General features: G+C 73.2%; 12 protein-coding genes. 6 read left to right on the top strand and 6 right to left on the bottom strand.

What is annotated here, in order from left to right:
• Nucleotides 1-3: 3 nt before the first annotated feature.
• The gene (locus AB0H75_RS16630; protein WP_367796819.1) at nucleotides 4-1,440 is read left to right on the top strand and encodes a S10 family peptidase; all 1,437 of its coding nucleotides are present in this window, start codon (nucleotides 4-6) and stop codon (nucleotides 1,438-1,440) included.
• Here AB0H75_RS16630 and AB0H75_RS16625 read toward each other — a convergent pair.
• The 5 genes from AB0H75_RS16625 to AB0H75_RS16605 form a co-directional block, all read right to left on the bottom strand.
• The gene (locus AB0H75_RS16625; protein WP_367796817.1) at nucleotides 1,399-2,223 is read right to left on the bottom strand and encodes a hypothetical protein; all 825 of its coding nucleotides are present in this window, start codon (nucleotides 2,221-2,223) and stop codon (nucleotides 1,399-1,401) included. The two genes, AB0H75_RS16630 and AB0H75_RS16625, sit on opposite strands and share 42 nt — an antisense overlap.
• 83 nt (nucleotides 2,224-2,306) lie before the next feature.
• On the bottom strand, nucleotides 2,307-2,726 hold the full coding sequence (locus AB0H75_RS16620; RefSeq protein ID WP_367796815.1) for a peptidase inhibitor family I36 protein: 420 nt from the start codon (nucleotides 2,724-2,726) through the stop codon (nucleotides 2,307-2,309).
• Between the two features lie 206 nt (nucleotides 2,727-2,932).
• Nucleotides 2,933-3,703 carry an SDR family NAD(P)-dependent oxidoreductase gene (locus AB0H75_RS16615; RefSeq protein ID WP_367796813.1) on the bottom strand — a complete coding sequence of 257 codons (771 nt, stop codon included), beginning with the start codon at nucleotides 3,701-3,703 and terminating at the stop codon, nucleotides 2,933-2,935.
• Nucleotides 3,700-4,719 (bottom strand): DUF4432 family protein, encoded by a 1,020-nt coding sequence (locus tag AB0H75_RS16610; protein WP_367796811.1) that lies wholly within the window; start codon nucleotides 4,717-4,719, stop codon nucleotides 3,700-3,702. Before AB0H75_RS16610 ends, AB0H75_RS16615 begins: the two co-directional genes overlap by 4 nt.
• Nucleotides 4,716-5,834 carry a DUF4185 domain-containing protein gene (locus tag AB0H75_RS16605; protein ID WP_367796809.1) on the bottom strand — a complete coding sequence of 373 codons (1,119 nt, stop codon included), beginning with the start codon at nucleotides 5,832-5,834 and terminating at the stop codon, nucleotides 4,716-4,718. The genes AB0H75_RS16610 and AB0H75_RS16605 overlap by 4 nt, the downstream gene beginning before the upstream one ends.
• Nucleotides 5,835-5,974: 140 nt before the next feature.
• On the opposite strand from AB0H75_RS16605, the gene AB0H75_RS16600 reads away from it, so the two are divergent.
• From AB0H75_RS16600 to AB0H75_RS16585, 4 genes are all read left to right on the top strand, one after another.
• A complete protein-coding gene (locus AB0H75_RS16600; protein WP_367796807.1) occupies nucleotides 5,975-7,585 on the top strand; it encodes an ABC-F family ATP-binding cassette domain-containing protein in 1,611 nt (536 codons plus the stop codon).
• A gap of 64 nt (nucleotides 7,586-7,649) precedes the next feature.
• A complete protein-coding gene (locus AB0H75_RS16595) occupies nucleotides 7,650-8,450 on the top strand; it encodes a hypothetical protein (RefSeq protein WP_367796805.1) in 801 nt (266 codons plus the stop codon).
• Nucleotides 8,451-8,554: 104 nt separating this feature from the next.
• Complete coding sequence (locus AB0H75_RS16590; protein WP_367796803.1) at nucleotides 8,555-10,066, top strand: sigma factor; 1,512 nt, start codon at nucleotides 8,555-8,557, stop codon at nucleotides 10,064-10,066.
• Nucleotides 10,067-10,156: 90 nt separating this feature from the next.
• On the top strand, nucleotides 10,157-11,320 hold the full coding sequence (locus tag AB0H75_RS16585; protein WP_367796801.1) for a C40 family peptidase: 1,164 nt from the start codon (nucleotides 10,157-10,159) through the stop codon (nucleotides 11,318-11,320).
• Between the two features lie 4 nt (nucleotides 11,321-11,324).
• On the opposite strand, the gene AB0H75_RS16580 is transcribed toward AB0H75_RS16585, so the two are convergent.
• On the bottom strand, nucleotides 11,325-11,819 hold the full coding sequence (locus AB0H75_RS16580; protein WP_091081296.1) for an inorganic diphosphatase: 495 nt from the start codon (nucleotides 11,817-11,819) through the stop codon (nucleotides 11,325-11,327).
• An 83-nt stretch (nucleotides 11,820-11,902) separates the two neighbouring features.
• Between AB0H75_RS16580 and dacB the strand changes: the two genes are divergently transcribed.
• Nucleotides 11,903-13,327 (top strand): D-alanyl-D-alanine carboxypeptidase/D-alanyl-D-alanine-endopeptidase, encoded by a 1,425-nt coding sequence (dacB, locus tag AB0H75_RS16575; RefSeq protein ID WP_367796796.1) that lies wholly within the window; start codon nucleotides 11,903-11,905, stop codon nucleotides 13,325-13,327.
• Nucleotides 13,328-13,337 lie beyond the last annotated feature (10 nt).

Here is a 13,337-nt window from a genome sequence, read left to right as displayed (position 1 = left end):
GATATGTCGGAAACTTCACAGCCGGCCCCGCCCGCTGACACCCTGGTGACCACCTCCCACACCCTGCCCTCCGGCCAGCCCTACACCGCCGTGACCGGCACGATGGTGCTGCGCGAGGAGGTGTTCACCGAGGGCAGGTTCGACGGGCTGCGGCCCAAGGCCGAGGTGTTCGTCACGGCGTACACGCTGGACGGCGCCGACCCCCGGCGCAGGCCCGTCACCTTCGCCTTCAACGGCGGGCCCGGCTCGTCGAGCGTGTGGCTGCACCTGGGCGTGCTGGGGCCGCGCCGGGTGGTGATGGGCGACGCGGGAGCGCTGTTGCCGCCCCCGTACGGGCTGGCCGACAACGAGGAGAGCCTGCTGGAGGTGAGCGACCTGGTCTTCATCGACCCGGTCTCCACCGGTTACTCGCGGGCCGCCGAGGGCGAGAAGCCGGAACCGTACCACGGCTTCACCGGCGACCTGGAGTCGGTCGGCGAGATCATCCGGCTGTGGACCACCAGGAACGGGCGGTGGATGTCGCCCAAGTTCCTGGCCGGCGAGTCGTACGGGACCGTGCGCGCGGCCGGCCTCGCCGACCACCTGCAGTCGCGCTACGGCATGTACCTCAACGGCGTCATGCTCATCTCCTCGGTGCTCGACTTCATCACCGGCGACTTCAACCAGGGCAACGACCTGGCCTACGCCCTCTACCTGCCGACCTACGCCGCCATCGCCCACTACCACGGGCTGCACGGCGACCGGCCGCTGGCCGAGGTGCTGCGCGAGGCCGAGGAGTTCGCCGGGCGCGACTACCCGTGGGCGCTGGCCCGCGGCAACCGGCTCACCGCCGACGAGCGCGCCGCCGCCGTCGCCAGGACCGCCGCCCTCACCGGCCTCAGCGAGGACTACGTGGACCGGGTGGACCTGCGCATCGAGCACATCCGCTTCTTCACCGAGGTGCTGCGCCCGCGCCGCCAGGTCGTCGGGCGGCTCGACGGCCGCTTCACCGGCTGGGACCCCGACGCCGGGCGCGAGCACTTCTCCGCCGACCCCAGCATGAACGCGATCATGGGGCCGTACAGCGCCGCGCTCAACCACTACCTGCGGACCGAGCTGGGCTACGCCAGCGACCTGCCGTACGAGCTGCTCACCTCGCGGGTGCAGCCGTGGTCGTACAAGGAGTTCGAGGGCGAGCACGTCCAGGTCGTGGACAAGCTGGCCGCGGCGATGCGGGCCAACCCGCACCTGCGGGTGCACGTGGCCTGCGGCTACCACGACGGGGCCACGCCGTACTTCGCCGCCGAGCACGCCTTCGCGCACCTGCCGGTGCCCGCCGAGCTGGCCCGCAACATCGAGTTCGCCTACTACGAGGCCGGGCACATGATGTACGTCCACGAGCCCAGCCGGCTGCGCCAGTCAGCGGACCTGGCCGCCTTCGTGCTGGGCGAGCACGGCTGACGCCTGCCGCAGCCGGGCGGCCAGGTTGGCGTGGAGCGCGGCGAAGCGCCCCTGGTTGTCCCTGACGACGGCCCGCTGCAGCTCGGCGTCGGCCGCGTGCCAGGCGGCCACCAGGCCCGAGGACCACTTGCACTGCGTGTCGGCGACCGCGGTCTGCTTCTCGTCCTCGGTGACGGTGCGCTCGTCCAGGTTCCAGCGGCTGTCGGCGATGGCCGCCTCCGGCTCCGGGTAGTCGTGGCCGGCCTGGCTCATGCACGTGTGCCAGCGCCCGGCCGCCGCCGTCACCGGTGGCTCCTTCGCCGACTGCTCCAGGGTGAGCGCGTCCTGCTCCGACAGCCACGGCCAGTCCGCCCTGCGCGCGCCCCGCTCCAGCAGCGCCGTCGCCCGGTCCAGGCAACCGCGCTGCTTCGCGGTCCCGTACAGGTGCTGCCGGGCGGGCGCGGGCAGGGCGGCCGCCCAGGCGGCGGTGGTGTCGGGGGAGGGCGGGCGGGCCAGGTGGTAGCCGTAGCGGCGGGCCGCCTCGGTGTCCACGACGCCGTAGCGGCGGGAGTTGCCCGGGTCGAGCTCGGCGATGAGCGCCGGGTCCTCCACGGGCGGATCGAGGGTGACGCCGTGCGCCCGCATGCACCGCATCACCAGCAGGTTGTGCGCGTTGCCCAGGGTGGCCCGCTGCTCGGGGGTGGTCTTGTACGCGTCGAACGGAAGCACGAGCTGCGCGACCGCGGTGACGCCCGCGGGCGCGGGCGGCAGCCGTCGTGGCTCCTCCGCCCCGCAGGCGGCCACGGCCAGCAGCGACGTGCCTGCGAGAAGAGCGCGACAGCCGGTTTCCAGCGGCCAGTTCCGGAAACCGGCACCCCCGTTTCCGGTCAGCGGCACCAGATGTCGAGCGAGCTGGCGCGGTTGCTGCCGACGGCGTTGTTCGCGAGGAACCCGTCGTTGGAGTTGTGCGTGAACGTGCTGTGCGCGCCGGTGTAACCCGGGTGCTGCCACAGCGTGGCACTGCAGCCGATTCGGTTGCGCACCGAACTGGTCTCGTTGTTCATGCTCTGCCAGGAATTGCTGAAGTCCCAGTTCAGCCAGTTGTTGTCGGCGAAGTTCGAATCGTCCGAGACGAAGTCGCGCCAGTGATCGACCTGCCCGCGGTTGTAGTCGAAGCCCGCGTACAGGCAGACCCGGCCGCCGTAGCAGGTCGAGCGGGGGCTGGCCACCGCGGCTGCGGCGGGGGCGACCACGGTGAACAGAGCGGCCGCCGCGACGATGCCGGCGGCCTTTTTGCTGATCCTCACAGGTCTCTCCTCGATCGGTGAGTCGTTTCGACCACGTAACTTAGCGTGCCGTCCCGAATACGAGTCGTCATGACTCGCCGAAACGGCTGCGGCTGAACGCCCGTTCGCGGGTCGCGCGCCGTGGACGCCGTCACACTCGTATCAAGGGATTGACCTGGGAGTTTTCTTGTTGACGTAACTCTTGCCATTCAAGAAAGGAAAAACGCCTATTCGGGGAGCGCGGCCGGGTTCCGCGCCAGCAGGCCCCCGTCCACGCGGTGCTCGGCCCCGGTGATGAACGACGAGCGCGGCCCGGCCAGGAACGCCACCAGCTCGGCCACCTCCTCGGGCCGCCCCACCCGGCCCAGCGGGTGGGCCTGCCCCCACTGCCGGACCTGCTCCTCCTGCGACAGCTCGCCCCGCCACAGGTCGGCCGCCCAGCGCAGCATCGGGGTGTCCACCGAGCCCGGGCACACGACGTTGACCCGGATGCCGTCGGGCGCGTGGTCCAGCGCCATGGCCCTGGTCAGGCCGTTGATCGCGGCCTTGCTCGCGGTGTAGGCCGCCACCTGGGCCTGTGAGGAGAACGCCTGCACCGACGACACGAGCACGATCGAGCCGCCGCCGCGCGCCCGCAGCCGGGGGACGGCGGCCTTGCAGGTCAGGTAGACGCCCTTGAGGTTGACGTCCAGCACCTCGTCCCAGACCTCCTCGGGAGTGTCCTCGACGGTGCCGTAGCGCTGCACGCCCGCGCAGGTCACCACGATGTCGAGCCCGCCGAACCGGGACACCGCCAGCTCCACCAGGTCGCGCATCTCGCCGGCCCGGCGCACGTCGGCGATGCGGCCGACCACCCGCCCGGTGTCCAGCTCGGCCTCCCTGCCCGCGCCGCAGAGCACCACGGACGCCCCGCCGGCCGCCAGCCGGTCCACCACCGCCCGCCCGATCCCCGTCGAGCCGCCCGTGACCAGCGCCACCTTGCCGTCGAACTCGCTCACTGGTGCACCACCTCCACGCGCCACCGCAACCTCTTCGTCTCGTGAGGGCCGAGGGCGAGAGCCGTCCCGTTGGCCACGGCCGCGGCCAGGCCGTCGGTCGGCATGCTGGAGAACGGTTCGAGGCCCAGCGTGTACGCCCGTCCCCACCAGGGGTAACCGGTGGACGCGCCCAGCTCCTGCCACATCCACAGGTAGGGGAGGAGCGTGGCGTCCCAGGTCACTCGCATACCGATATCCCCTGAAATTTCGTACCAACCTTCGGGGCCGAAGCCCGTCAGGTACACGATGTCGCTCGGCGCCCCCGGCTCCTGGACCACGCTCAGGTCCGTCTCCGCGCCGTCGGCGGCGGGCACCAGCGGCCACCACCACGGCCCGCCCGGCCGTACCCGCCGCCGCCCGTCCGGCCCGATCGCGCTCCCGTGCGGGATCACCCGCACCCCCTCCGGCAGCCTGATCCGGGCCCCGGGCCGCAGGAACGGCCGGCCGTACACGAGATGCTGCCCCCACATCGCGTGCAGCGGGACGGGGGAGTCGTTCGTGGCCGACGACTCGACCTCCAGCGCGGCCGTGCCCGACCGCAGCCGCAGCACCCTCTCCATCCGGTACGGCAGCCGCCGCGTCCGCACCGCGAGCCGGACCGCCACCTCCTCCTCGCGGTCGGCCACGACCTCGCACGACCACGGCAGGCCCGCGACCTCGCCGTGCTGGGCCAGCCGCGCGCCCCGGTACTCGCTCGGCGCGCCGCCGTTGGGGAAGACCTCCTGCCAGCCGCCCTCGTAGTGGTCCACGAACTGGGCGACGTCGTCGGCCGCGCCCTGAAGGTGGTCGCGCGGATCGCGCAGGCCCTGCGGCGAGAGCCAGACCAGGTCGGTGTCGGTGGGCTTGTGCAGGAACTCCACCACGTCCCCGCCCTTGCCCGGCACGGCGGTCACCCGCAGCCGCTCGTTCTCCAGCACCACCGCCCGCAGCCCGTCGAGGGTGACGTGCCGCAGCCGTGCTCCCCAGTTGCGTCTCACCTCAGGGTCACGTCCAGGAAGCGGGGGCGGTAGATGGTCACGTCGCGGTAGTGGTCGGTGTTGACGAAGCTGTTGACGTTGTAGGAGACCACCAGCCCGTCCCCGGCGACCTCGGGATGGGCGTGGGCGTTGTAGGTGAAGACGTTCCCGCCGGTCTCGGGGGTCGTGTAGACGTGCTGCCGGTCGGTGAACGGGCCGGCGGGCGAGCACGAGGAGTAGGCCACGATCTCCGGGCTCAGCGGCGTGGAGGTGTCGTGCGTGATCAGGACGTACCGGGAGCCGACCCGGGTGACGCTGTACTCGTTCGCCACCCCGCTCATGATCCGCGCCGAGTCGGCCTCGTCCGGCGACCAGGTGCCGCCGGCCGTCAGGAACTCCCACGTCCCGAGCAGGCTCTGCCCCTTGACCCGGGCGAGGTGCATGTACTTCGGCGAGCCGAGGTCCTCCACCCCGTAGACATAGGTGTAGCCGCCGTCCTTGAGCGTGGCGGAGGCCCAGGAGACGCCGTGCCCGGAGGGCAGGTCGTGCACGCTGATCGGCCGCTCCAGCCGCCCGGGGGCGAACCTGGCCACCACGTTGCGGTGCCAGCGCCAGTCCCAGGTGCCGGTGCCGAAGCGCTCGTACTCCTGGTAGGTGACCTCGACGACGCCGCCGGCCAGCGTGGCGTCCCCGGCCCAGTACCAGTGGGAGCCGTCGCGCGGCGGCATCACGGCGGACGGGTCCGCGGCGGTGCCGCCGTGGATGGTGGACAGCCGGCCGCCGCGCTCGACGGCGAAGGTGTTGTTGAGGAAGACCGTGCTGCCGCCCTCCTCGACCACGGGCGGGCGCGAGCCGTCGGCGTTCACCCGGCCCAGGAAGGTGTCGGAGAAGATCCACAGCTCCTTGCCGCCCGGCAGCCGGAGCGAGTAGGTGCCGTCGGCGCCGGTCCAGTCGTCCAGGCGGCTGTTGTCGCCGCCGTACGCGGTGAACAGGCTCGTCAGGCGGGCATCGGTGGCGGCGCCGGCGACCACCACGGGGGCGCACCCGGCCGCCGCCCCGGCGGGCGGGGACGGCGCGGCCGTGAGCCCGAGCAACGCGATGACCAGGGGGGCGAGCGCGGAGCGGAATCGCGTCATGGCTGGTTCCTAGGGGGTGAGGTTCCCTACAGTTCTAGTCATTAGATCACTTGCTGTCCAGGGCCTCTCGCCGACGCGGACAAGGAACGCCGGCCGAAAACCGGGTGCGGAAGGCGGATTCCGGCGGATAACCTGCGCGAATGGGCCACGTCGAAGTAGGACATCTGACATACGTGCTGCCCGACGGGCGGCCCCTGCTCAACGACGTCTCCTTCCGCATCGGTGAGGGGGTCAAGGCGGCGCTCGTCGGGCCGAACGGCGCGGGCAAGACCACGTTGCTGCGCCTGATCGCCGGCGACCTGCAACCCGTGGACGGCAGCGTCGCCAGCTCGGGCGGGCTGGGCGTGATGCGGCAGTTCATCGGCAGCGTCCGGGACGGCAGCGGCGTGCGCGAGCTGCTGCTGGGCGTGGCGCCGCCGGCCGTGCGCGAGGCCGCCGAGCGGCTGGACGCGGCCGAGCTGGCCATGATGGAGCGCGACGACGAGAAGACGCAGATGCGCTATGCGCAGGCCATCGCCGACTACACCGACGCGGGCGGCTACGAGATCGAGGTCCTGTGGGACACCTGCACGGTGGCCGCGCTCGGCGTGCCGTACGAGAGGGTGAAGTACCGGGACGTGGCGACGCTGTCCGGCGGCGAGCAGAAGCGGCTCGTGCTGGAGGCGCTGCTGCGCGGCCCCGACCAGACCCTCCTGCTCGACGAGCCCGACAACTACCTCGACGTGCCCGGCAAGGAGTGGCTGGAGCAGCAGCTCAAGGAGACGCCCAAGACCGTGCTGCTGGTCAGCCACGACCGCCAGCTCCTCGCCAACGCCGCCGACCGCATCGTCACGGTCGAGTCGGGCGGGGTGTGGATCCACGGCGGCGGGTTCGCCACGTACGCCGAGGCCCGCAGGGCCCGCAACGAGCGCCTGGACGAGCTGCGCAGGCGCTGGGACGAGGAGCACGCCAAGCTCAAGGCCCTGGTCAACATGCTCAAGAACAAGGCCAGGTACAACGACGGCATGGCCCCCGCCTACCACGCCGCCCAGACGCGGCTGCGCAGGTTCGAGGAGGCGGGCCCGCCCGAGGTGGCCCCGGCCGAGCAGAACATCCGCATGCGGCTGCGCGGCGGGCGCACCGGCAAGCGCGCGGTCATCTGCGAGGGCCTGGAGCTGAGCGGCCTCATGCGCCCGTTCGACCTGGAGGTCTGGTACGGCGAGCGGGTCGCGGTGCTCGGCTCCAACGGCTCCGGCAAGTCGCACTTCCTGCGCCTGCTGGCAGGCGAGCCGGTCGCGCACGAGGGCACGGCCCGGCTGGGCGCGCGCGTGGTGCCCGGCCACTTCGCCCAGACCCATGCCCGGCCCGACCTGCGGGGGCGTACCCCAGTCGAGATCGTCATGGCCGAGCACGCCCGGCTGAAGAACGAGGCCATGAAGGCGCTGGCCCGCTACGAGCTGGCGGGCCGGGTGGCCGAGCAGCGCTTCGAGACGCTGTCCGGCGGCCAGCAGGCCCGGCTGCAGATCCTGCTGCTGGAGCTGTCCGGGGCGACGCTGCTGCTGCTCGACGAGCCGACCGACAACCTCGACCTGGCCAGCGCCGAGGCGCTGCAGGCGGGCCTGGACGCCTTCGACGGCACGGTGCTGGCGGTCACCCACGACCGCTGGTTCGCCGCCGACTTCGACCGCTACCTGGTCTTCGGCTCCGACGGCACGGTCTACGAGTCCCCGGAGCCGGTCTGGGACGAGACCAGGGTCGTGCGGCGGCGTTAAAGAGTTGGTACGGCTGGCGCGTGTCACGTGCCAGCCGTGCCCATGCGCGGGTTATCACGGCAAAGTGATCCCACGCAGCCGAACCGCCAGCCTTCTCGCACTCGGGGCGATCTGCCTCGCGGGGTGCTCCAGCGACAAGCAGCCGGCGCAGGAGCTCAAGCCTCTGGCGCTCAAGGAACAGGTCTCGAACATCGTCAAGTCGGCGGACGGGTACGCCGTCAACTGGGCCGGTGTGCTCAGCAACGCCAACCCCTGGCACTTCGGCGAGCATGTGGTGGCCACGATCGTCGGCCAGGACGCCAAGGGGACGGAGGTCGTCCGGCTGGACCAGCCGCTGGACGCGGTGCCGCCGGGCGGGACGCTGGAGTTCACCGGGCAGGCCACCGCCGCCGAGAAGCCGGCCAAGGTGGTCATCCGGTACCGGCCCGCGCAGTGGCGGCAGGCGGCGCGCATCGCCTCCGCCTTCCAGCGGTTCCCCATCACGCGGGCCCAGACATTGCGCCAGAAGAACGGCTCTTACCTCATCACCGGATATGTGGGTAATCCCTATCAATTGGCGGCGGGAAGCCTGGTCGTGAACGCGCTGCTGCGCGACAAGGCGGGCAAACTGCTCGGCGGCGGCAGCACGTTCGTGGACGACGTGAAAGCCGGCAGCCCTCCTCGCTTCATCATGACCGCCTCGGGGCTGCCGCGTGGCGCGGCGGTCGCCAGGACCGACATCACGGCCAGGACCTGGGGCTCGACCGGCCGCCCCTACGACGACCTGGCGATGGCCGGCGCCGTGCCGGTGCACACGGTCAAGCCGACGACCGAGCCGTTCGCGGAGGACCGGAGCACGCAGATCGTGGCGGATTACCGCCAATAATTCGCGAAAAATCGCGATTGCTTCCTCGAAACTGAACCGACAAGTGATGCCATCGGCGCGGAACCGCTGGAACTACTAGTTACCGATCCATTACCTTCGGTCACATGGACGACCGCACCCTGGTGGACGCGCTCCGCGCCCGTGACCCCGGCGCTCCCGCCGCGCTGTACGACGCGTACGCGGAGGGCGTCTACCGCTACTGCCGGTCCCTCCTCCCCGACGCCGACAGCGCCCAGGTGGCGCTGCGCGACACGCTGATCGCCGCCGAGGCGCACGCCGGGTCGCTGGGCGAGCCCGCCCGGCTGCGCTCCTGGCTGTACGCCCTGGCCCGCGCCGAATGCCTGCGCCGCCGCGCCGCCCCGCGGGCCCCCGTCCCGCCCGAGGTCCCGTCCGGCCTCCCGCCGGAGCAGGCCCGCGCGGCCGAGCTGCGAGTCACGGCCTGGAACGCCGTCCAGAGCCTGCCCCTCGCCGACCGCGAGGTGCTGGAGCTGGCGATCCGGCACGGGTTGCCCGACACCGAGCTGGCGCAGGTCTTCGCCGTCCCGGTCCGCCAGGCCCGCGCCGCCGTGGAGGCCGCGCGCGACCGGCTGCGCAGCGCGATCACCGTCGAGGTCCTGGCCCGTACGCGGCCCGGCGAGTGCCCCGGACGGGCCGCCATCCTGGAGGGCTCCTCCGGGAGGCTGACCCCCGAGACCCGCGCGCGGCTGGCGCGGCACCTGCGGGAGTGCGCGACCTGCTCGCCGTACCGGAGCCGGCAGGTCTCGGCCGCCAAGGTGCTGGAGCTGCTGCCGCCGGCCGAGCTGCCCGGCTCGCTGCGGGTCAGGGTGCTGAGCTGCTTCGCCGACCCCGAGCTGGCGCCCTACCGGCGTTACGTCGCCCGGCGCGCGGGCGGCCTGGGCGCCGCCGGGTTTCCCGTTCCCCTGGAGAGGGTGGAGGAGACCCCGCGGTGGCCCAGAGCTCTGGCCGTGGCGCTGGCGGCGGTCGTGGCCGTGGCGGCGACAGCGGTGATCTTCCAGGGGCTCGGCGGCGACGGCGTGGTGCGGGAGGTGACGACGGCGGCGTTCCCCCCGGCCGGCGAGCCTCCCGCCGTCCGGCTGCCCTGGCAGCGGCAGCCGCCCCAGGACGTGCCCATGACCGTGGAGCCCGTGGTGAACGCCACGGCCACCCGCCCCGCCGTCGCGCCGTACCCTTCGGGCGGCACCGCCGGGCCCGTGCCCGCCCTGCCGCCCGCCGTGCCGACCGTGCCCGCCCTGCCCACTGTGCCCGCCCTGCCCACTGTGCCCGCCCCGCCCACCGGGCCCGCCCGGCCGCAGAGCCCTCCGGCGGCGCCCGCCGAGCCCGGCCACGACACGGTCACCCCGGTCGTCCCGGACGTCCCCGGCCCCGGCGGCTCGGGCCGGGATCCCAGCGCGAGCCGCACCGCGTGGCCGGGGCGCCCAGGCCCCCGCCCGCGCCCGCGCCCCGGCGGCTCCTGCCCGCACGCCGCGGCCTGCCTCACCCCGACGCCCACCCCGGCCCCGCCTCCGACGACGGCCACCCCCTCCGCCCCGCCTCCGGCGACGGTCACGCCCGCGCCCAGCGAGCAACCGCAGACCTCGCCCGGCGGCACCGCCTGACTTCGTCCGCACCGGAGTGCCCTGTCACGTTACGTGAGTGAACCGGTGGGAATCGTGTGCATAGAGTAACCAGATCTTTTCGGGGGACCTATGCGCACATTTGCGGCAGTGCTGCTGGCGGGCTGCCTCCTGGTCGCCCTGTGCCCGCCGGCCTGCCCCGAGCCCCGCCCCGGCCCGCGCGACAGCCGCGGGACCGGCGGCGACGGCCGCGGGGCCGGTCACGAAGCTCCCCGGACCGTCCGCCAGGCCCGCGCGACCGTGCGCGAGCGCTCCCGCGCCCTGGCCGCCACGAGCGCCAGGCTGGCCACCGCGCAGTCCCGCCTGGCGAGGCTGACGGCCGAGGTGGAGCGCCTGGTGGAGGCGTACAACGGGGAGATGGTGCGGCTGCGCGCGGCCGAGGAGCGGGCCCGCCGGGCGGAGGCGCGCCTGGCCGCCGCCGACGCCGAGGTGGAGCGGGCCAGGCAGCCGGTCGCGCTGCTCGCCGCCCAGGCGTACGGCGGGCTCGGCACGCTGGAGCCGATCATGGGCCTGCTGACCGACCGCGGCGACGACGACGGCGCGCTGCACCGCGCGGGCCTGCTCGACCAGCTCAGCGGCGAGCGGGCGGCGATCCTGGCCAGGTTGCGCGACGCCCGCGAGGTGGCCGCGATCCTGCGGACCCAGGCGATCGAGGCCCGCGCGGCCCAGCAGGCCCTGGCCGGGCGCGCCGCCGCGGCCAAGCGGGCCGCCAGGGCCGCCGTGGCCGGTCAGCGCCTTGAGGCGCGGGCGCTGCGGGCCCGCGAGGACCGCCTGCGGCACCGCCTGGACGCCGCCCGCAGCCGCGCCGAGCTGCTGGCCAGGCGGCGCGCCGTGGCGGCCTCGGCGGCCGCGCTGATGACCGGCGGCTCGGCCCTGGGGGACGTGGCCGCCGACTGGGCGCTCACCCAGCTCGGCAAGCCGTACGTGTGGGCGGCGGCCGGCCCGGCCACCTACGACTGCTCGGGCCTGACGATGCGGGCCTGGGAGCGGGCCGGCGTCCGGCTCGACCATTGGACGGGCACCCAGTGGACGGCCGGCCCGCACGTCCCGCTCAACCGGCTGCGCCGCGGCGACCTGCTGTTCTTCGCCTACGACCCGAACGACCCCGCCACGATCCACCACGTCGGCATCTACGTGGGCCGCGGCCGGATGGTGCACGCCCCGCAGACCGGCGACGTGGTGCGGGTGGCCCCGCTCTGGCGAGGGGACCTGGTGGGCGCCACCAGGCCCCTCTGAGGCGTCAGTGATGCCCGCCGGACTCCTTGAGCCGCTGGAAGGAGCGCTCGATCTCGGCCTCGGCCTCGGCGCGGCCCACCCAGTTGGCGCCCTCGACGGACTTGCCGGGCTCCAGGTCCTTGTAGACCTCGAAGAAGTGCTGGATCTCCAGCCGGTCGAACTCCGACACATGGTGGATGTCCTGGATGTGGTGCATCCGCGGGTCGGTGGACGGCACGCACAGAACCTTGTCGTCGCCGCCCTTCTCGTCGGTCATCCGGAACATGCCGACCGCCCGGCAGGTGATGTAGCAGCCGGGGAAGGTCGGCTCCTGCAGCAGCACCAGGGCGTCGAGCGGGTCGCCGTCCTCGCCGAGGGTGTTCTCGATGAAGCCGTAGTCGGCGGGGTACTGCGTGGAGGTGAACAGGAGCCGGTCAAGCCGGATCTTCCCGGTTTCGTGGTCCACTTCGTACTTGTTCCGTTGTCCCTTGGGAATCTCAACGACAACGTCGAACTCCACCGCGGTTCCTCCGCTCAAGCCCCCGGGCACCCCCGGACGGGCGTTAATGTCTCTAGGCGAACACAGGAGAGAGGGCAGGCGACGTGGCGCGGCACGACCGGTTGGTGACGCTGGCCACTCTCGCCGTGCTCCAGGTGCTGACGGTCGTCACCGGCGTGTACGCGATGACCACCGACTTCAGCCTGGGCGCGCTGACGAGGCAGACGTCACCGACCGAGCCGACGGCGTCCCCGCCGGAAGGGTCTCCTCCACCCGTCCCCGTGGTCACCTCCGGGCCGGTGCTGGCCGGGCTTTCGGCGACGTCAGGGAACGGACCTCTCCCGACTAAGGGTACTTTGACGCGGCAGCTCACCGACGCGCTGGGTGACGAAGCTCTCGGCGAGCGGGTGGGCGCGGTGGTGCTCGACGCGGTGACCGGCGAGCGGATCTTCGCCGCGAACGCCGACACGCCGATCACGCCGGCCTCCACCACCAAGATCGCCACCTGCACCGCGGCGCTCGCCTCGCTGGGCCCGGACACCCGCCTGGCCACCCGCGTGGTCCAGGGCGGCACCCCCGGCTCGGTGGTCCTCGTGGGCGGCGGCGACCCGCTGCTGGCGGGCCCGTCGGCCCGGCCGGCGTACCCGAAGCAGGCGAGCCTCGCCACCCTGGCCGCCCGCACGGCCGCCGCGCTCAAGGCCCAGAACGTCAAGAAGGTCACCCTCACCTACGACACGTCGCTGTTCACCGGCCCCGCCAAGGCCGCCGGCTGGAAGCCCGGCTACATCCCCGAGGGCAACGTGGCCCCGGTGTACGCCCTCGCCATGGACGAGGGCCGCCAGAACCCGCGCGCCAACATCCCCCGCGTCCCCGACCCGCCCGCCCACGCCGCCGCCGCCTTCGCCCGGCTGCTCGGCAAGCAGGGCGTCTCCGTGACCGGGCCGGTCCGCCCCGGCAGGGCCCCGGCCGGAGCCGCCGAGCTGAGCCGGGTCGAGTCCGCGCCGATCTACGCGCTCGTCGAGCACACGCTCACCCGCAGCGACAACGACATGGCCGAGGCGCTGCTCAGGCACGTCGCGCTGAAGGAGGGCCAGCCGGCCTCGTTCGAGGGCGGCGCCAAGGCCGCGCTCGCCGTGCTGCAACGGCTGAACGCCGCCCAGGGCATCGCGCTGTCCGACGGCAGCGGCCTGTCCACCCGCAACCGCATCAGCCCCGCCGCCCTGGCCAAGCTGGTCGCGATGGCCGGCTCGCCGTCCTCGCCCGGCCTGCACGCGGTGGCCTCCGGCATGCCGATCGCCGGCTTCTCCGGCACCCTCGGCAACGGCCACCGCTTCACCGCCGCCGACAGCCGTGGCCAGGTGGGCCTGGTCCGCGCCAAGACCGGCACGCTCAACAACGTCAACACCCTGGCCGGCCTGGCCACCACCAAGGACGGCCGGCTGGTCACCTTCGCGTTCATGGCCGACCAGGTGCCGGTCAACGCCGAGCCCGTGCTCGACCGCCTGGCGGCCATCGTCGCGCGGTCTTGAGCGGAACCAC

The organism is Nonomuraea sp. NPDC050783 (assembly GCF_040802095.1).
Taxonomy (GTDB): domain Bacteria; phylum Actinomycetota; class Actinomycetes; order Streptosporangiales; family Streptosporangiaceae; genus Nonomuraea.
This window is presented reverse-complemented; position numbering and strand designations above follow the sequence as displayed.

What these genes read in the sequence shown, in the direction of transcription:
- AB0H75_RS16630 (WP_367796819.1), top strand. Translation starts at nt 4, where the DNA reads ATGTCGGAAACTTCACAGCCGGCCCCGCCCGCTGACACCCTGGTGACC.
- AB0H75_RS16605 (WP_367796809.1), bottom strand. Translation starts at nt 5,834, where the DNA reads ATGACGCGATTCCGCTCCGCGCTCGCCCCCCTGGTCATCGCGTTGCTC.
- AB0H75_RS16600 (WP_367796807.1), top strand. Translation starts at nt 5,975, where the DNA reads ATGGGCCACGTCGAAGTAGGACATCTGACATACGTGCTGCCCGACGGG.
- AB0H75_RS16590 (WP_367796803.1), top strand. Translation starts at nt 8,555, where the DNA reads ATGGACGACCGCACCCTGGTGGACGCGCTCCGCGCCCGTGACCCCGGC.
- AB0H75_RS16585 (WP_367796801.1), top strand. Translation starts at nt 10,157, where the DNA reads ATGCGCACATTTGCGGCAGTGCTGCTGGCGGGCTGCCTCCTGGTCGCC.